This is a genomic window from Francisella salimarina, from assembly GCF_007923265.1.
GTDB lineage: Bacteria > Pseudomonadota > Gammaproteobacteria > Francisellales > Francisellaceae > Francisella > Francisella salimarina.
This window is the reverse complement of the sequence record NZ_VOJA01000004.1, coordinates 1-17,454: the sequence shown is the minus strand read 5'-3', so window position 1 is coordinate 17,454 and position 17,454 is coordinate 1. Positions and strand designations below refer to the sequence as shown.

Genomic DNA, 17,454 nt, shown 5'->3' with positions numbered 1-17,454 from the left:
CTAAATATTCTATTAAGTTATAAAATGAGTATGTTACAAAATACTTTTACTGGCTGGAGCAAAAGAGAGGTTAGCTGGCTAGTTAGCTGTATAGTATTAACTGTTGTTGCGGCATCTATCAGTGGGAGTAGCGCATTTATACTAGTATTTTCTGTTATCAGCATTACAAACCTGATATTGGCAGCTAAAGGGAAGGTTTTTAACTATGTTTTAGGGCTTATAGCAGCAATTATGTACGCTGTAATCTCGTATCAAAATCAAGTTTATGGTCAATTACTTCTTGCGGTACTTTTTTTGTGTCCAATACAGTTTTATGGTTGGTATAACTGGACTAGACCCAAAAACACAACTAAAGAAAAACATATAAAAATTAAAAAATTAACGAGATTACAGTTTATAAGTATTTTGGCTTTTATAGCTGTGGTATCTACTATATATGGGTACTTTGTTTTACATCTATATTTTGGTCAAAATGTGGGGTTGGTCGCAGATGCTATTGTTGAAGTTACTTCAATTATAGCTTTTATACTTACAGTATTGTTATTTAAAGAATTTTGGATACTGTGGTTGGCTGTAGATGTTTTGACAATTTCAATTTGGGTTGATGGGATTTTGGATTCAGCAATTACTATTGCAATTATTCCTGTTATTATTACCAAAATTGTAGCATTAATAAATGCTATCTATGGCTATATAACTTGGAGAAAGAATTATAATTTACAGAAACAAAGTAGTCTTTAATTATTTTTAGTTGCGGCTTTCATTTCTTTAACGAAATATTCAAGCTCGCTAAGCATTTTTCCTTTATTTGAGAGATTGTTTTGAATTATTTTTACTGTTGCAGAACCTGAAATTGCACCAGCAGCACCTGCTTTGATAGCTTGTTGTACCTGCTCAGGTTTAGAGATACCAAAGCCTAAAACTGGCTTAGGCGCATTATATTCTCTAAGTTTAGCTAGTACATCTTCCACTGGCATATTTGCTGCAGTTTCCGCACCTGTTACACCAACTCTCGATAGTAAATACGTATAACCACTTCCAAGTTCAGAAATTTGCTTAAGAGTAGCCTCACTAGCATCAGGTGGAGCAATAAATATCTGAGAGATACCTACTTTTTTAGCAATATCACGAAACTCTTTAGATTCATGGGCTGGCACATCAGCTATAAGTATAGAATCAACCCCAGCAGCTAAACATTTTTGATAAAAATTCTCTATACCATTTGCATAGACTAAATTAGCATAAAGCAATAAGCCAATGGGGACATGAGGGTGTTTCACTCTTATTTTTGTGAGGATATCAAAACAATCTTTAGGAGTTACGCCACTCTCTAGGGCACGAATATTTGCTTCTTGAATTGTTGGTCCATCTGCTAAAGGATCTGAAAAAGGTATGCCTAGTTCAAGAGCATCAGCACCTGAGCTAACTAGAGTGTCAATAATCTCAAGAGATAATTCTTTATTAGGGTCACCAAGTGTTACAAAAGGTATAAAAGCACCTTCATTTTTTTTCTCTAAACTTGCAAAAAGGGTTGTATATCTATCCATTACTAAATCTCTCCCTTTTCCTTTAAAATGTCATGTACTGTAAAAATATCTTTATCACCACGCCCAGATAAATTAACAACCAAAAGCTGCTCTTTTTCGGGATTGTCGTAAGCAAGCTCAAGAGCATATGCTAAGGCATGAGATGATTCTAGAGCGGGGATAATTCCTTCTTTTTTGCATAACAATTTAAAAGAATCTAACGCCTCATCATCAGTAACTGAAGCATACTCAGCACGTCCTATTGCTAGTAAATGAGCATGTTGTGGGCCTACAGATGGAAAATCTAGTCCGGCTGATACAGAGTATGATTCTTCAATCTGACCATCAGTATTTTGCATCAATGGTGCTTTCATGCCAAAAAATATACCAGTTTTACCATGCTTGAGAGGCGCTCCATGTTCACCAGTTTCGATACCTTTACCAGCAGGTTCTACACCTATCAGTTTTACACTGGTTTCATCAATAAAATCAGCAAACATTCCAATAGCATTTGAACCACCACCAACACAGGCAATCACAGCATCAGGTAATCTACCTTCCTTGGCAAGGATCTGTTGCTTGGTTTCTTCACCAATCATTCTTTGAAACTCTCTAACAATTGTCGGAAAAGGGTGAGGTCCTGCAGCAGTACCTAATAAATAGTGAGCTTTATTATAATTTGCAGACCAGTCTCTTAGTGCTTCGTTACAAGCATCTTTAAGTGTTGCTGAACCACTATGTACAGGTATGACTTCAGCACCCATTAACTTCATTCTAAAGACATTGGGACTTTGACGTTCCACATCTTTAGCACCCATATATACTCTGCATTTTAGATCAAGTAGTGCGCAAGCCAAAGCAGTAGCAACACCATGTTGCCCAGCTCCTGTTTCTGCAATTATCTCATTTTTACCCATTCTCTTGGCAAGTAGAGCCTGACCAAGTACTTGGTTAGTTTTGTGAGCACCACCGTGTAGTAGATCTTCACGTTTTAGATATAATTTAGTTTTTGTATTTTTGACTATATTTCTAGTTTTTGTCAGAGCTGTGGGCCTGCCCGCATACTCTTTTAAAAGCTCTCTAAACTCCTGTTTGAAAACCTCATCAGCTTGTGCTTTTATAAATTCTTGCTCTAGTTGGTCAAGAGCGGGTACAAGTATTTGTGGTACAAATTGACCTCCATACTCACCAAAATAAGCATTTAGTTTTGACATTTAAATACTATGATTGAATTTTAATGCTTTATATTATCGCTAATATTTCTTACAAAGGCTAGCATTGTGACTTCAAAAACTTAATCAGTTCTTTTCATAACAAAATTGTATGTATAATAGTTTTACTTAATGGTAAATATTGCCTAAATATGAAAATTAATAAGTTACTAGTGTCTGGTGGGACTCATGGAAATGAATATACTGGAATATATATAGTCAAGCGTATGGAGAAATACCCTCCTAAAACCAAGTCTTTAGATGTTATACCATTATTGGCAAATCCAGAAGCTTTTGAGATAAGTAAGAGATATAAAGATCAAGATCTAAACCGTTGTTTTTCAGAGGAAGACTTAAAAAAGATCTCGTTGAATAGTTATGAGATGCAAAGAGCTCGAGAAATTAATCAAATGTATGGCTCAGAATCTAATTTTCCAGTTGATTTTTTAGTCGATCTGCATACAACAACTTCAAATCTTGGCAAAACTATTATTACTGACGGTAAAAGTCAATTTGTTAATAACCTATGCTCTTATTTAGTTGAGCAAATAGATGATCTTAGAGTAATTAAACACGGGAGTATTACAAGTGTGGCAATGAATAATATCGCTCCTATGTCTTTAACTATAGAAATAGGCTCTGTTAATACGAGTATTTATGATCCCAATGCAATTGAGGTAACTATAGAGATTATTAATGTAATAATAAAGTTTATTGAATTATCAAATAATGGTAATGCTCCTGAAGTTAAGCAGTGTAAGGCGTACGAGCCATTTAAGACTATTCAATACCCGCGAGATAGTGAGGGTAATATCAACGCAGTAATTCATAAAGCTCTTCATGGTAAAGATTTTCAGGTTATTAGTAGTGGTAGCCCTATTTTTGAGTTAATAGATGGAGGAGATAGATTGCTAGATATTGAAGGAGAATGGTACCCTATATTTATAAATGAGTCTGCGTACTATGAGAAAGATATTGCTTTTTACCTTGCCAAAGAAGTAGATTTGTATAATGATAGTTAAGATGTGTTAGAGCTTATAAATATTGGAGAATTTTTTCTCTAAATAACTAATATAGTATTTAGCGTTTAGATATTCTCCACACATATCATGGATAATTTCATCAGCAGGTTTTAGACTGCCAAATTGGTGTATGTGCTTACTTAAGAAGTTTAATATAAGCTCTAGCTTATTTTCTCTAATTGCACTATTTACATCAAAATCTTTATTCATATAGTAAAAAATCTGTGAAGCATACGCACTGCCAAGAGCATAAGTTGGGAAATAGCCAAACAATCCAGCAGACCAGTGAACATCCTGTAATATCCCATCAGAGAAATTATTTGGAGTGATACCTAGGTACTTTTGGTATTTATCATTCCATAGCTTTGGCAACTCGCTAACATCGAGATTTTTTTCAAAGATTTCTTTTTCTATTTCAAAGCGCACTAGTATATGTAGAGAATAAGTTAATTCATCTGCTTCTACACGGACTAGGCTAGGGCTAACCTTATTAATAGCTTTATAGAAGTCTTCTTTATTTACACTAGCTAAGTTTTCAGTAAATAAGCTTTGTAAGTTAGTGTAGTTACTATCCCAAAAGGCTTTATTTTTACCGACTAAGTTTTCATAAAACCGTGATTGTGATTCGTGTATGCCTAAGCTAACACCAGTGCCTAATATAGTATCATAAATATCATCACCGATATTTTGCTCATACATAGCATGACCAGTTTCATGGATCGTACTAAATAATGAAGAAGTAAAAAGATCTTCAATATAGCGTGTTGTCATTCTGACATCATATTTATTGAAGTTTAGAGTAAATGGATGGACACTTTCTTTTAGAATACCACTATCAAAGTTAAATCCTAATTGCTTAGCTATTTTGTGAGAATATTTTTTTTGCTTATCGATACCATACGGTTTATCGATACAGCTAGTATCAACTTGATGGGCGTTTTTTATTTTTTCTAGAAGGGGTACAATTTTTTCTTTTAGACTGTTAAAGAAAGGTTCTAATTTTGCAACAGTCATACCTTCTTCATAATCATCAAGAAGCACATCATAGGGGTGCTCATTATAGCCAATTCTTTCGATATACTTTTTTTGATACTTTATAATCTCTTCTAAATATGGAGCAAATACTTCAAAGTCATTATCCTTACGAGCTTTGGTCCAAATATTTTGAGCTTGTGATAGTAGTTTGTTGTATGTGACATATTCATCTTTTGGTATTTTGCTTAGTCTATCTTTTTGCTTTGCTGTTAGATACACAATCCTTTTGTTAGTCTCATCAAGTGCTGACAAGTTGTTATTCAAACACTTTAAGCTTTGGGTTATTTCTTTACTATTAGTTATTTCATAGATTTTTTCACTGAAAAAACCAATAACTTCAGATGTGGTGTTGATTGAGTTTTTAGGGGCCTCTGTTTCCAAGTCCCAATGCATTAGAGAAATTGCGTGATTATACTTCTTCTTTTGTGATAGTTTGTCCTTGAGTATTTGGAGCTGGTTTTTGGTTTCGCTCATTTTTTTCCTTTGCCTGCTGCTTTCTTTCATTAGAAATAGTACGTCTTAATAGCGTATCATATATTGGTTTTTGATGATGGATATATGTCAGCATCGATGCACTAAAGCAGGTTATCATCAAAGGAAGCAAAAGGTGGAAGTTCCAAGTCATTTCCATTACTAGCACAATACCAGTCAATGGCGCGCCTACTGTCGCAGTAAATAAGGCACTCATTCCAGCTACAGCAAAGACACCAGCATCAATATTATATTCAGGGAAAAGCTGAGCTATAGATAGACCATAAGCAAGACCAAAAACAGTGCCAAGAGCAATCATCGGTGCAAATATACCACCTGTAACACCAGTCCCATATGAGAAAATTACACCGGCAAAACGAAGCGCAAATAAAACTAAAAGCATTTTGATAGATAAGTTGTAGTCTAGGGCGTTTGCTATTACGATATAGCCACCGCCTACAGCATTTGGAGAAAGTACTACACCGACACCAAATACGATACAAACAGTTATAACTAGAGTCCAGTATCTTCTTTTAGACCCATCTGAAAAGAAGTTAGCGACTTTGATAATTGATTTGTTAAATAGTAGTCCAAAATATCCAAAGATAATGCCCAGCACCATAAATAACCAAAGAGTATTTTGTGGAACTGCACTAAATGTCTCGACACGTATTGCAGGGGGATTGCCCATAATAGCTCTAGAAACAATAGTACTCATTATACAGGCTACTAGAACACATTTTATTGCAGAAACACTAAATCTGAATTTTCTATTCATTTCCTCAATTACAAAGACAATCCCTGAAAGAGGGGTGTTGAATGCAGCAGCTAAACCAGCACCAGCACCAGCAGATATTACAGCGTTTGCGTACTTCTTGGTAAGCCTAAACTTATCTACAAAGAACTGAGCTAATGCAGCAGCCATGTGTATTGAAGGACCTTCTTTACCTAAGCTTAAACCAGAACCTAAAGAGAAAAGTCCACTCACAAACTTTACAGGAACTACTCTTTTACGGAGCTTTCGACATCCTTTTAGCGCTCCTTCTACTTCTTGGATACCGCTACCACCAGCTTCTTTGGCAAATTTTCTAACTATAAGAATTGATATCACTACCATAGTTATAGTTAGCGTAACAGACATTATAATTTCAACAAATAGATTACCACCACTTAAAGAGAACAGCATTTTTTTAAGTTCAGTAATAGAGTCTAGGATTAGTTGGAAAAATGTTGCAAATAGGCCTACCAATGTACCTATAATAGCTCCAGATAATACCAACACCCATATATGGCGATTGTTTTTGTAATATGTGTCTAGTACTTTATTACTCATGATAATACAGTAATACTGAGTGGTTTCTGAATTAACACAAATTATACATATTTGAAAGTTTTTAAAAAGTAAAAGTTGACCAAAATTGGATAAATACTTATCTAGGTTATATTTTTAGTGATCGCATTTGCTATATTTATAGAATCCTTTTCATCACCGAGAGTTCCGACCCGAATTTTTATTTCAGTAGAGCGGGTGCTTAGACTAGTTAACTTAATCGTTACATCATTACCATTTTGTGAAGCTTTAACCTCTGCTGTTTTATCTTTATATGACTGGCTAAGTAGTGAATATTGTTTATCCATTTGCATTGTTTTGATAGTTGCATTATATACAGAGCGAATATCTTTGGGCACTTCAATTATATAGTCACCATTTACATAGTATACAGCGCCACCTGCAACAACTGCAGCACCTATTATAACAGCAGTAGCAACACAGCTATTAAGAGATATTAGAATGATAGCTGATAGAATAATAAAGCGAGCTTTTTTGAACATTACTAAGAAGCTTTGTGTACGTTAGCCTGAATTTGATCCATAAGTTTCGATGACATTGCTTGGTCACCAAAATTACCAAACTTAATAGTTACTTTAGCTATTTTATCTGTAAGACTTTCTATTTTTATTGTAAAGCTTGTGCTATCTATTTTTGTAGCACCTTCGATATCAGCTGTTTGTTTGGTTGTGTCGGTGTCTTTAGATACTAAAACAAAGTCGTTGTTATCTTTTATTGCCTTAAGAGCAGCTTTATATACAGCAATATAGTTACCTTCTATATTCATAGAATAGTTACCTTCTACATAAGCGACAGTACCACCACCAACAGCAACAGCAGTTACGATACAACTATTAAGAGCTAATGTTGAAAAGGATATTGCTGTTACAACTAGTATTTTTTTAAAGATATTCATATCGTTTAACCTTTAAATTATAGATCTTTTTGGATTTGTCCCATTAGCGTTGCTGACATTGCTTGATCACCAAATGTACCAAATTTGATAGTTACTTTTGATGCATTCTTAGTAATTTCACGTATTTCAACATAGAAATCAGTAGAGCCTACTTTAGTTTTACCTTTGATATCAGTTTTAGTTGGGGCTATATTTTTCTTAGTGATTTCTAAATTATCATTTTCACTAATAGCTTTAAGAGTTGCATTAGTAACATCTTTTAGGCTACCATCTAGGTTCATTGAATACTTACCATCAACATAAGCAACTGTACCAGCACCTACTGCACCAGCTACAACTAACCAACAGCTACTTAGTGATAATGCTGATGCTGCAAGTAAAGATGCAGTTAGTATTTTTTTTAGTTTCATGATTTGATCCTCACATTAAATATGTTATAACAAGCATAAGTGATAATATATCTGCTTTTAGACATAGTCAATTATTTCTTTATCTTACTAATAGCTTACGCTAGTTATTTGTATTATTTAGATCATCAGTTTTTTTATTCAAAAATACAAGTTATTATAATGTTTAAAAATTCATCTTTAATAGAGCCATGATTCATCTTCTTGATTTTTGTACTATGATTATCAATCTTTTGTGTACTTTTTTATTGGCAGGGCTATACGTTATTGGTTGGCCTGTGGGTATTATTGGTTTGATTATGAGTGCGGGATTGTTTTCGATAAGTGGATTGTATGCTGATGCTATATTGCAGATAATTCTTTTATTTAGTTTTGGGTATGGTTGGTATAGTTGGCAACCTAACTTTAGTCACAAAAAGGTAGTTGTTCATAGACTTAAAATTATTGGCTGGTTAAAAGTTTTAGTAAGTATTGGAGTGTTTGGTTTGGTGGTTTCTCAGCTACTCATAAACTATACAGACTCAACAACGCCATATATGGATGGTTTTACAAGTGTGGCATCACTTGTTTGTGTTTTTCTAGCAAGCAGAAAAATAATAGATAACTGGATGATATGGATGGTTGTCGATTCTACTTATGTACTGTTATATATGTATAAAGATTTAGCATTTGCTGCTATTACTACATTTGTATATCTAATTGTGGCAATATACGGCTATATTCATTGGAAAAAATTAATGTATATATAAATGATATTAGATGCGCATGTTCATACAGATAAATATTCATCAGAAGATTTAAGTAAAGTAGCTACAGAGTGTCGAACTCATAATATAAAGCTCTTATCTGTAGCAATGTGTATTCCTTCTTATATTTTAATAAAAGCTTTAAGCGATAAGTATAATTTTATTATTCCATCATTTGGTATTCATCCATGGAAGGCGGATATATATGTACATGATCTAATGTCTTTAGATAAATACTTGTTTGAGGGTAAGTACATAGGAGAGATTGGTTTAGATAAGAAGTTTTTGGATTATGCCGCTCCATTTAGAGATCAGCAGCAAGTATTTGAATATATAGTCTCGCACTCAGCTGTAGATAAAAAATTGCTAAATTTGCATACAAGTGGAGCAGAGCTAGAAGTTTTGCAAACTTTAGAAAGATATAAGCGACATAGGTTTATTGTCCACTGGTATGCAGGAGATCTTGATGTGTTGGATAAATATTTGGCATTGGGTGGTCATTTCTCAATTGGTGTTGAGATTCTATTTAGAGAACATATTAGAGAGATAACTAGACGAATACCGTTGGATAGGATCTTGATAGAGACAGATAACCCTTCATCATATTCATGGCTACTGGGTAAGGAGCAAAATGATGGGATGCCAACCTTACTATTTAAAGTGATCAATAAAATTTGTGAAGTTAAGCAAATTTCGACAGATGATTTTCTAAAAATATTAGATGTGAATCAGAAAAATATTTTACTTTAGCTAAATCTTGATTTGCTTAGTTATTTTTTTTGGTAGATACTTTTAGTTAATGAGGTTTAAGAGTTATAGGTGTATCATGCCATTGTATCCAGAAATAGAACCATTTAATCAAGAGTTTTTAAAAGTTTCAGATATCCATACAATATATTTTGAAGAGTGTGGTAACCCTAGTGGGAAACCTGCACTATTTATTCACGGTGGTCCAGGAGGTGGTATTCAACCAAGTTATAGGCAATACTTTAACCCAGATAAGTATCGAGTAATATTAGTAGATCAGCGCGGTTGTGGTAAAAGTACTCCATTTGCTGAGCTTAGAGAAAATACCACTCAAGACTTAATTGAAGATTTTGAAAAAATTCGTAAAAAATTGAATATTGATAAGTGGATGCTTTTTGGTGGATCCTGGGGTAGTACTTTAGGATTGGCTTATGCTCAAGCCTATCCAGATGTTGTGACAGAGCTTGTTCTTAGAGGTATATTTCTTGGGCGAGAAAAAGAGCTGTCGTGGTTATACCAGCATGGTGCTAGTATGGTATTTCCTGATATGTGGGAAAAATATATAGAACCGATTCCGGTAGAACAAAGAAAAGATTTTATATCAGCATATCATGCAATACTTACAGGTGATGATGAGAAGCTAAAGCAAAAGGCTGCTATAGCTTGGAGTGTTTGGGAGGCATCAGCAAGTAAGTTATTTGTAGATAAGAAATCTATAGATAAGTATGGACAGGATAAGTTTAGCTTAGCTTTTGCAAGAATTGAATGTCACTATTTTAAAAATAAATTATTTATCGAAGAGGCTCAATTATTGAATGAGGCATATAAGATTAAAGGTATTCCTGGTGTGATAGTGCAAGGTCGCTATGATATGGTGTGCCCAGCAGTAAGTGCTTGGGATTTGCATAAAGTTTGGCCGAAGGCAGAGCTAGATATTGTAGCAGATGCTGGTCACTCTATCAGCGAACTGGGAATTCTGGAAGCTTTAGTCAGAGCAACAGATAAATTTGCAGATTAATCTTTATTCAGGATTGAGCTTTTGATTTAGTTTTATAAATACAATGGGCGAAGCCATTAACAATCCGCCAAGCACTAATGATAATGTGAAGTTAGCTAATGATAGAACTCCGTCTAGATATGCTCCATAATAAATCCATGATGCAACTGGTAAGAAAAGTACTGTCGCGGTTATTACGCCTGGAGATATTTTACGTTGAACTATTGTTGGTAGAATATGGAAAAAAATTCCATTTATATACATAAGAGCAGCGATAATTAAACCAAAAGCAGGAAGCTTCCAACCAACCATCGCAGCAGCAATAGCAATAAACATAACTACACTGTTGGCAACATAGAAGTGGTTCCACTCTAATGTTTTAAGTCCGAGAGTCGAGTTAGCCCATTTTTTCCAATTGAAGCTTAGCTCTTCTAGTACATGTACTGAGTATGCAGCAAGCGCTATCCATAATAAATATTCATGAGTCATTTTTAATCTCTTTGCTACGGGATATGGGGTAATTATATATTGTTCTGAAGTTTTGTTAAGTGCTATGAGAAAAACTAATCTTTTGCTATAAAAAGCTTTTATCTAAGATTAGTGCGATGTTAGACTCAATTTTAACACTTAGTCAAAAGTGTAATTAAAGAGGTGCATTTGTTATATCTCTAGTGTTAGGCGCATAAACCCCTATGATCACTAGAACAGATAGAGCCAATGCCGAAAGATTATCCAAGTTTATGATTGGTAGTCTTGGTTCTGATATTGAAAGGTAGCAGAACTGTCATGTCGTTTAAAATTTATATCGACGTGGAGTGCTTTATTTGTGTATGTATTTCTCAAATTTTATGTTCTCTCGTCTGATATGTAGCTATTAGATAGGAGAGCTAATATGTCAGAAACAATAGTCGCCAAGTTTGGTGGCACAAGTGTAGCAAATCAACAAACTATTAGGCAGTGTGCTAATATAGTTAATTCAGATAATAGGATAAAATTAGTAATTGTAAGTGCTCAGTCGGGTATTACTAATTTATTAATTCAGCTAGCAAATAATAGTAAAGATGGCTCTGAAGCAGAAAAAATTATAGAGCAAGTAGAAACTATAATTAATCCAATATTAGAGTCCATAAACTCAAATGATGTAACGAGCTCTATTAATAATATGATTTCAGAGCTTAGAATGTTTGCAAATATGGCTGCTTATTTTAGTGGTAAACAATTATCTGATTCCATTCTAGCTTTCGGTGAAATAATTTCTTCTATGTTAGTTACAAATGTGTTTAATCAAAATGGCATAAATGCTTATCATTTGGATTCAAGAGAAATCTTAAAGACCAATAGTCACTTTGGTTGTGCTAGTCCAGATTTGCTTGCTTTAGAAACTAATGCTATTGAGCATATCTTACCTAAAATTAATCAAGGATATGTTTGTGTCATGGGAGGCTTTATTGGTTCAGATAGTTATGGTAACACTACTACTTTAGGAAGGGGGTGTGGTGACTATTCAGCTTCCTTATATACTCAAGCGATAAAAGCTAATCAATTGAAAATTTTCACAGATGTAACAGGTATCTATCAGGCTGATCCAAGAGTTATTCCTAATGCAAGTTCGTTGAGTACTTTAGGTTTTAGTGAGGCTGCTGAGTTAGCTACTTTTGGTGCGAAAGTTGTTCATCCAAAAACTTTTTGGCCCGCGATGGCTAGTAACTTTGATATATACATTGGATCTACCTTTCAACCAGAGCTTGGTGGAACACTAATTACACAGAAAATGGATGAAGATAGAAATATCATTGCTGTAGCTGAGAGAAAAGATCAAACATTATTAACTATTAAAAGCTTTAATATGTTTGGTTCACAAGGCTTTTTAGTGAAAGTTTTTAACATACTTGCTAATCATAATATTGCTGTTGACTTGGTTTCTACTAGTGAGGTTAGTATTGCGATTACTTTAGATAAGTTAGGGAGTCAATCTATGGGAGATGATTTGGTAGCTCCAGAACTTTTAAAAGATATAGAGTCTATAGGTAATGTAAATATTAAAGTTGAGAATGACTTGTCTCTAGTGAGTGTGGTTGGTAGTGATCTGCATCAGATAAGTGGAGTTAGTGGAGAGCTATTCAGTAGCCTAAGGGATTATAATATTCGACTTTTTAGTCACGGAGCTAGTGAGAATAGTATATGTATGTTAGTCGCTAGCCAGGATGCTCAAAAGGTAGTTAATAACGTTTATAACAGTTTTTTTAGCTAGGGGGAGATAATATGAGAGTGGCTATAGTTGGTAATGGAAAAACTGGTTCAGCAGTATCAGACTTATTATCACAAGAAGAAGTTGCTGGTATATATGATTCAAAAAATATATTAACGCTAGAAGCTTTGCAAAATGTAGATATAGCTATAGTTTTTGTTAATGCAAAAGTGTTGCAAGAGCTTTTACCTACATTATTAGAATCAAATGTTCCTGTAATCTGTGGTACAACAGGATATAACTGGGATCAAAACTTTATTAATTTTGTAAATCAGAATCAAAAAACTTGGGTTGTTGCGAATAATTTCAGCTTATCAATGGTAATTGTAAAAAACATGTTGGCATCATTGGGGCAATTAAAACAGTTAAATGAAGGAACAAACTATTCTATTACAGAAAAACACCATATTCACAAAGTTGATTCTCCTAGCGGTACAGCAGTATCTTGGAGAAATTGGTTAAGTATAGGAGATGTATCTATAGAGTCTATTAGGGAGGGGGACATAAAAGGACAGCATCAAGTGAAGGTAAATACACCTCATGAAACAATAGAGCTTAAGCATACTGCTCATAATAGAAATCTCTTTGCTGAAGGAGCTGTGTGGGCGGCAAGAGAAGCTGTTGAAAGAGGTATTACCGGTTTTGTTTATTTTGATGAGTTAGTAGGAGAAAGGTTATGTCTATAGATATTAATAATAGGTTATATACAGCATTAATTACACCAATGCTTGAAGATGGTTCAGTTGATTGGGATGGTTTTGAGAAGTTGTTAAGAATTCAAGAGTATCAAGGATGTGGTGTTCTGATTTTAGGAAGCACTGGAGAGGCATTGGCTTTAGACTTTGATGAGCAGTGTGACGTTGTAAGATTTGTTACTAGCTTAAATCTTAATGTTCCAATTATGATTGGCGTAGGAGGATTTCAGCTTGCTAAGCAACTTGAGTGGGTAGAGTTTTGTCAAACACAGAGGGTAGATTCTTTTCTTGTTGTTACACCTCTTTACGCAAAACCAGGCTCTGCTAGTCAAACCATTTGGTTTAAAACTATTTTGGATAAAGCTGACAGACCTTGTATGTTATATAACGTTCCTTCAAGGACCGGTGTTAACTTAGCTGAAGAAGTTCTGGTCAATTTAAAAGATCACCCAAATCTTTGGGCATTAAAAGAGGCTTCTGGAGATATCCAAAGATGTGCTCGTTATCATGAGCTAGCTCCAAATCTAATTATATATAGTGGAGAGGACGGTTTATTGCCAGAGTTGGCAAATGTTGGTGCAAAAGGTCTTGTTTCAGTTATATCCAATATATGGCCAGAACAAACAAAAGAGTATGTTAAACAAAGTCTTGCTCATCAAATAGCAATAACGGATAAGGTAATCTGGGAAGTTGCTGCGAGATCTTGCTTTAGTGTCTCAAATCCAATACCTGTTAAGGCATGGCTAGCATATAGTGGTGTCATTACGACAAACACTTTAAGAGCACCGCTTTTAGCTAATGAACTTCAGGATTTAAGTTTATTAATAGGAGCTGATAGTTTAGTTAAAGATTGGTTTAGTCATATATAAGTAGAGGAGATAGATTTAAAATGGATTGGAAAAATATTATTAAAGAGTTAGAAAAGGGCACATTAAGAGCAGCAACTAAATTGGAAAATGGAGATTGGGTCGCAAATCAAGAAGTAAAAAAAGGTATATTAGCTGCTTTTAGAGCTGGTAGTAATACTGAGCTTTCTGGAATCTATAATGGATTTGTTGATAAGGATAACCTGCCGGCGCGAAGATTTAGTGCTAACGATGGTGTTAGATTGGTCCCAGGAGGTTCGTCAGTTAGAGCAGGGGCATATGTAGCATCATCTGTTATTATTATGCCTCCAGCTTATATTAATATAGGAGCATACGTTGATTCTGGAACTATGGTTGATAGCCATGCTCTAGTTGGTTCATGTGCTCAAATTGGTAAAAATGTACATTTATCGGCAGGAGTTCAAATAGGTGGTGTTTTAGAGCCGATAGGGATGAATCCTGTGGTTGTTGAGGATGATGTGTTTGTTGGCGCAGGTGCTGTTATCGTTGAGGGTATTGTAGTTGGAAAAGGTGCTGTTATAGCGCCATCTGTTGTTTTATCAAAAGGTGTAGCTGTTTATGATGCTGTGAATGATGAGGTTTTAGATAAAGGCTCAAAAATTCCAGAGAATGCAGTAATTATTCCAGGTAGTCGGCCTATGAGAACTAGTTGGGCTCAAGAAAATGGTCTTCAAGCTTATTGTCCAATCATTATTAAATATAGAGATGAGAAAAGTGACGCTTCATTAACACTAGAAGAGATATTGAGGTAGTTTAATGAATATAGAAGCACATAGAGATAATTTGGAGATTATCTCTAAAGAATGTGATGCTCCTTTTTTTTATTATGATTTGGATATGTTGGAGACACATGCTAAAGAACTGAAAAAACTACCAGTAAAATTATGGTATGCACTAAAAGCAAATCCTCTATCTAAAATAGTTAAAGTCTTCGATGAGCAAAATATAAATTTTGATGTTGCTAGTATTGGAGAATTAGATCAAGTTTTATCCCAAGGAGTAAATCCTAAGAATATTCTGCATACAGGTCCAGCTAAGTCATATTCTCAACTAGAATATTTTCTAGCTCAAGGGGTTAGAATTTTTGTAATCGAGAGTATAAATCAATTTAAAGATTTATCAGACCTTGTGGAAAAAAAGAATATAAATGTTGAGGTTCTTTTGAGAATACAGCTTGTATGGAATGATCAAGAAAGTAATGTTCTTGGAGGAGGAGGTTGCGTAACTCCTTTTGGATTATCAATAAATGATTGGAAAGACTTTTTTGATAGTGCTCCAGATATTTCTAATAATATGTCTATAATTGGAATGCATTGTTTTCAGTGGGGAAATATTCTTTGTTTAGATAAACTATCTCAAATATGGAAGACAATAACTAAGGCTTTGCTAGATTTAAGTGAGGCTATTAATGTTTCTTTAAAAATTATAGATTTAGGTGGCGGAATAGGTGTTCCTTACAACTCTAGTCAAAAAGCGGTGTCAATCAATGACTTAATATCTTGCTTTAATAATCTTAAAAAAGAGTTTCCTGACATAGAGTATTGGTTAGAGCTTGGTAGATATGCTGTTGCAGAAAGTGGAGTCTATGTAACTAAGGTTATCGATAGGAAATCAGTAAATAATATTGATTTACTAGTAACTGATGGTGGTGCCCATCATCTGGTTCGTCCAGCTTTGACTGGAGAGAGCTTTCCGACGGAGTTATTTAGAGATGAAGCTGATAATGAAAATAAAGATTTTCAAATTCATGGACCTTTATGCACAAGTCTAGATAAAGTTGGTGTAGTAAACTTACCAAAAGATATAAGGCCAAATGATTATTTAGTATTTAAACAAACTGGAGCTTATGGTTTTACTGAGAGTATGCCTTTTTTCTTGTGTCATAGTTTACCCGCTGAAGTAGTCTGTTATAAAGGACAGCTTCAGACTGTAAGACAAAGTAAAAAATCTTCTAGCTGGTTAGTATAAAAAATATAAGGTCGAATAATGCTAAAAATTAGTAATAAAGTAAACAGTATTGAGGTATCAGCTACAGTTATAATGTCTGAATTAGCAGCGGAGTTAAAGCAGCAGGGAAGAAATGTAATATCTCTTTCTATAGGAGAGCCAGGGTTTTTCTCACCGGACTGTGTCAAAGAGGCTGCTAAAAGAGCTATAGATAATAATATTACTAAGTACCCTCCAATAGATGGAATTTCTGAATTAAAAGAAGCCATAGTTAAGAGATATAAAAGAGATTATGGTTTAAACTTTAATAAAAGCCAGGTTTGTGTAACTAGTGGAACTAAACAAAGTATACATAATATTTTTACATGTATTTTTGATGATGGAGATGAAGCTATTTATTGCGCACCGTATTGGGTATGTTATCCAGAGCAGCTAAAATTGGCTGGAGCAAAATCAGTTATAGTAAAAACCCATGCTGAAAATAATTTCCAATTAGATATTAAAGAAATTGAAAAAGCTATAACATCCAAAACAAAAGCTATTATTCTAAACTCCCCTAACAACCCTACAGGTGTTGTTTATTCAGAAGAAACATTGGCATATTTTGCACAGTTAATCAGGAAATATCCAAATATATGGATTATTTCAGATGAAATATATGATCAAACTTTATTTGATAGTAATGCTATTTCTTTGTTACAAGTTGCTCCAGATTTATCAAATAGGTTTATTATAGCTAGTGGAGTGTCAAAAGGTTATGCGATGGCTGGTTGGAGAGTGGGATATGTTATAGCTCCAGAGATTTTAAAAGATGCGATAACAAAACTACAATCTCAAACTACTGGTGGTGCTTGCTCAATATCTCAAATAGCTTCTATACAAGCTTTATCCTTAGATAATGAGTATTTAAAAAGATATACATCTATTTATCAAGAAAGAGTGATGTATGTTTATAATTATTTAGAGAGTTTAGAGGATTTTGAAATAGTTAAACCATTAGGAACCTTTTACCTTTTTCCAAAAATAGAAAAGTTATTGCAAAAAACTAAATTTAAAGATGATATAGAATTTTGTTTAACTTTATTAAAAGATCAGGCTTTAGCTATAACTCCAGGAAGCTATTTTGGTTTAAAAAACTATATAAGATTAAGTTGTGCAGATAATTTAAACACTTTAGAAGGTGCAATGAGAAGATTAAGCATATTTATTGAAAAAGAAATGATTAAGTAAAGTTTAAAAGAAGAGGCGATTTTTTGTTCTAAAGCATAG

The 17,454-nt window shown here is 34.1% G+C and carries 19 protein-coding genes and 1 riboswitch; of the genes, 11 read left to right on the top strand and 8 right to left on the bottom strand.

Going from position 1 to position 17,454, the window contains the following annotated elements; translation table 11 throughout:
- Positions 1–24: 24 nt before the first annotated feature.
- The gene (gene pnuC, locus FQ699_RS05565; RefSeq protein WP_146421505.1) at positions 25–741 is read left to right on the top strand and encodes a nicotinamide riboside transporter PnuC; all 717 of its coding nucleotides are present in this window, start codon (positions 25–27) and stop codon (positions 739–741) included.
- On the opposite strand, the gene trpA is transcribed toward pnuC (FQ699_RS05565), so the two are convergent.
- Both trpA and trpB read right to left on the bottom strand, forming a co-directional pair.
- The gene (trpA, locus tag FQ699_RS05560) at positions 738–1,547 is read right to left on the bottom strand and encodes a tryptophan synthase subunit alpha (RefSeq protein WP_146421504.1); all 810 of its coding nucleotides are present in this window, start codon (positions 1,545–1,547) and stop codon (positions 738–740) included. The genes pnuC (FQ699_RS05565) and trpA overlap by 4 nt on opposite strands.
- A gap of 2 nt (positions 1,548–1,549) precedes the next feature.
- Positions 1,550–2,740 carry a tryptophan synthase subunit beta gene (gene trpB / locus FQ699_RS05555; RefSeq protein WP_146421503.1) on the bottom strand — a complete coding sequence of 397 codons (1,191 nt, stop codon included), beginning with the start codon at positions 2,738–2,740 and terminating at the stop codon, positions 1,550–1,552.
- A 149-nt stretch (positions 2,741–2,889) separates the two neighbouring features.
- Between trpB and FQ699_RS05550 the strand changes: the two genes are divergently transcribed.
- Positions 2,890–3,759, top strand: coding sequence for an aspartoacylase (locus tag FQ699_RS05550; protein ID WP_146421502.1), 870 nt, complete (start codon positions 2,890–2,892; stop codon positions 3,757–3,759).
- Between the two features lie 6 nt (positions 3,760–3,765).
- On the opposite strand, the gene FQ699_RS05545 is transcribed toward FQ699_RS05550, so the two are convergent.
- From FQ699_RS05545 to FQ699_RS05525, 5 genes are all read right to left on the bottom strand, one after another.
- A complete protein-coding gene (locus FQ699_RS05545; protein WP_146421501.1) occupies positions 3,766–5,268 on the bottom strand; it encodes a carboxypeptidase M32 in 1,503 nt (500 codons plus the stop codon).
- A complete protein-coding gene (clcA, locus tag FQ699_RS05540; protein ID WP_146421500.1) occupies positions 5,204–6,598 on the bottom strand; it encodes a H(+)/Cl(-) exchange transporter ClcA in 1,395 nt (464 codons plus the stop codon). Before clcA ends, FQ699_RS05545 begins: the two co-directional genes overlap by 65 nt.
- Before the next feature lie 101 nt (positions 6,599–6,699).
- Positions 6,700–7,098, bottom strand: coding sequence for a DUF3568 family protein (locus FQ699_RS05535; RefSeq protein ID WP_146421499.1), 399 nt, complete (start codon positions 7,096–7,098; stop codon positions 6,700–6,702).
- A 2-nt stretch (positions 7,099–7,100) separates the two neighbouring features.
- Positions 7,101–7,511 (bottom strand): DUF3568 domain-containing protein, encoded by a 411-nt coding sequence (locus FQ699_RS05530; protein WP_146421498.1) that lies wholly within the window; start codon positions 7,509–7,511, stop codon positions 7,101–7,103.
- A 17-nt stretch (positions 7,512–7,528) separates the two neighbouring features.
- Entirely contained in the window at positions 7,529–7,921 is a 393-nt protein-coding gene (locus FQ699_RS05525; protein ID WP_146421497.1) for a DUF3568 family protein, read from the bottom strand.
- A gap of 188 nt (positions 7,922–8,109) precedes the next feature.
- Between FQ699_RS05525 and pnuC (FQ699_RS05520) the strand changes: the two genes are divergently transcribed.
- The 3 genes from pnuC (FQ699_RS05520) to pip all read left to right on the top strand — a co-directional run bounded on the left by pnuC (FQ699_RS05520) (position 8,110) and on the right by pip (position 10,429).
- A complete protein-coding gene (pnuC, locus tag FQ699_RS05520) occupies positions 8,110–8,667 on the top strand; it encodes a nicotinamide riboside transporter PnuC (RefSeq protein ID WP_146421496.1) in 558 nt (185 codons plus the stop codon).
- Positions 8,668–9,414 (top strand): TatD family hydrolase, encoded by a 747-nt coding sequence (locus FQ699_RS05515; RefSeq protein ID WP_146421495.1) that lies wholly within the window; start codon positions 8,668–8,670, stop codon positions 9,412–9,414.
- A gap of 76 nt (positions 9,415–9,490) precedes the next feature.
- Positions 9,491–10,429: a prolyl aminopeptidase gene (gene pip / locus FQ699_RS05510; protein WP_146421494.1), complete on the top strand. Its 939-nt coding sequence runs from the start codon at positions 9,491–9,493 to the stop codon at positions 10,427–10,429.
- A 3-nt stretch (positions 10,430–10,432) separates the two neighbouring features.
- Here pip and FQ699_RS05505 read toward each other — a convergent pair whose 3' ends face one another.
- Entirely contained in the window at positions 10,433–10,897 is a 465-nt protein-coding gene (locus FQ699_RS05505; protein WP_146421493.1) for an HXXEE domain-containing protein, read from the bottom strand.
- A 149-nt stretch (positions 10,898–11,046) separates the two neighbouring features.
- A riboswitch (Lysine riboswitch) is annotated at positions 11,047–11,237 on the top strand.
- 63 nt (positions 11,238–11,300) lie between these two features.
- Between FQ699_RS05505 and lysC the strand changes: the two genes are divergently transcribed.
- Genes lysC through FQ699_RS05475 form a run of 6 tightly spaced genes read left to right on the top strand, consistent with a single transcriptional unit; the run spans position 11,301 to position 17,415 of the window.
- Positions 11,301–12,659 carry a lysine-sensitive aspartokinase 3 gene (gene lysC, locus FQ699_RS05500; RefSeq protein ID WP_146421492.1) on the top strand — a complete coding sequence of 453 codons (1,359 nt, stop codon included), beginning with the start codon at positions 11,301–11,303 and terminating at the stop codon, positions 12,657–12,659.
- Positions 12,660–12,670: 11 nt separating this feature from the next.
- Positions 12,671–13,342: a 4-hydroxy-tetrahydrodipicolinate reductase gene (locus FQ699_RS05495; protein ID WP_146421491.1), complete on the top strand. Its 672-nt coding sequence runs from the start codon at positions 12,671–12,673 to the stop codon at positions 13,340–13,342.
- Complete coding sequence (gene dapA, locus FQ699_RS05490; protein ID WP_146421490.1) at positions 13,333–14,220, top strand: 4-hydroxy-tetrahydrodipicolinate synthase; 888 nt, start codon at positions 13,333–13,335, stop codon at positions 14,218–14,220. Before FQ699_RS05495 ends, dapA begins: the two co-directional genes overlap by 10 nt.
- A gap of 20 nt (positions 14,221–14,240) precedes the next feature.
- Positions 14,241–14,990, top strand: coding sequence for a 2,3,4,5-tetrahydropyridine-2,6-dicarboxylate N-succinyltransferase (locus FQ699_RS05485; protein ID WP_146421489.1), 750 nt, complete (start codon positions 14,241–14,243; stop codon positions 14,988–14,990).
- A 4-nt stretch (positions 14,991–14,994) separates the two neighbouring features.
- The gene (locus FQ699_RS05480) at positions 14,995–16,206 is read left to right on the top strand and encodes a PLP-dependent decarboxylase (RefSeq protein WP_146421488.1); all 1,212 of its coding nucleotides are present in this window, start codon (positions 14,995–14,997) and stop codon (positions 16,204–16,206) included.
- 18 nt (positions 16,207–16,224) lie between these two features.
- The gene (locus FQ699_RS05475) at positions 16,225–17,415 is read left to right on the top strand and encodes a pyridoxal phosphate-dependent aminotransferase (RefSeq protein WP_146421487.1); all 1,191 of its coding nucleotides are present in this window, start codon (positions 16,225–16,227) and stop codon (positions 17,413–17,415) included.
- Positions 17,416–17,454: the final 39 nt, after the last annotated feature.

Excerpts from the sequence above, each read along its gene's own strand:
- pnuC (WP_146421505.1), top strand. The coding sequence starts at position 25 with ATGAGTATGTTACAAAATACTTTTACTGGCTGGAGCAAAAGAGAGGTT.
- trpA (WP_146421504.1), bottom strand. The coding sequence starts at position 1,547 with ATGGATAGATATACAACCCTTTTTGCAAGTTTAGAGAAAAAAAATGAA.
- trpB (WP_146421503.1), bottom strand. The coding sequence starts at position 2,740 with ATGTCAAAACTAAATGCTTATTTTGGTGAGTATGGAGGTCAATTTGTA.
- FQ699_RS05550 (WP_146421502.1), top strand. The coding sequence starts at position 2,890 with ATGAAAATTAATAAGTTACTAGTGTCTGGTGGGACTCATGGAAATGAA.
- FQ699_RS05545 (WP_146421501.1), bottom strand. The coding sequence starts at position 5,268 with ATGAGCGAAACCAAAAACCAGCTCCAAATACTCAAGGACAAACTATCA.
- clcA (WP_146421500.1), bottom strand. The coding sequence starts at position 6,598 with ATGAGTAATAAAGTACTAGACACATATTACAAAAACAATCGCCATATA.
- FQ699_RS05535 (WP_146421499.1), bottom strand. The coding sequence starts at position 7,098 with ATGTTCAAAAAAGCTCGCTTTATTATTCTATCAGCTATCATTCTAATA.
- FQ699_RS05530 (WP_146421498.1), bottom strand. The coding sequence starts at position 7,511 with ATGAATATCTTTAAAAAAATACTAGTTGTAACAGCAATATCCTTTTCA.
- FQ699_RS05525 (WP_146421497.1), bottom strand. The coding sequence starts at position 7,921 with ATGAAACTAAAAAAAATACTAACTGCATCTTTACTTGCAGCATCAGCA.
- pnuC (WP_146421496.1), top strand. The coding sequence starts at position 8,110 with ATGATTCATCTTCTTGATTTTTGTACTATGATTATCAATCTTTTGTGT.
- FQ699_RS05515 (WP_146421495.1), top strand. The coding sequence starts at position 8,668 with ATGATATTAGATGCGCATGTTCATACAGATAAATATTCATCAGAAGAT.
- pip (WP_146421494.1), top strand. The coding sequence starts at position 9,491 with ATGCCATTGTATCCAGAAATAGAACCATTTAATCAAGAGTTTTTAAAA.
- FQ699_RS05505 (WP_146421493.1), bottom strand. The coding sequence starts at position 10,897 with ATGACTCATGAATATTTATTATGGATAGCGCTTGCTGCATACTCAGTA.
- lysC (WP_146421492.1), top strand. The coding sequence starts at position 11,301 with ATGTCAGAAACAATAGTCGCCAAGTTTGGTGGCACAAGTGTAGCAAAT.
- FQ699_RS05495 (WP_146421491.1), top strand. The coding sequence starts at position 12,671 with ATGAGAGTGGCTATAGTTGGTAATGGAAAAACTGGTTCAGCAGTATCA.
- dapA (WP_146421490.1), top strand. The coding sequence starts at position 13,333 with ATGTCTATAGATATTAATAATAGGTTATATACAGCATTAATTACACCA.
- FQ699_RS05485 (WP_146421489.1), top strand. The coding sequence starts at position 14,241 with ATGGATTGGAAAAATATTATTAAAGAGTTAGAAAAGGGCACATTAAGA.
- FQ699_RS05480 (WP_146421488.1), top strand. The coding sequence starts at position 14,995 with ATGAATATAGAAGCACATAGAGATAATTTGGAGATTATCTCTAAAGAA.
- FQ699_RS05475 (WP_146421487.1), top strand. The coding sequence starts at position 16,225 with ATGCTAAAAATTAGTAATAAAGTAAACAGTATTGAGGTATCAGCTACA.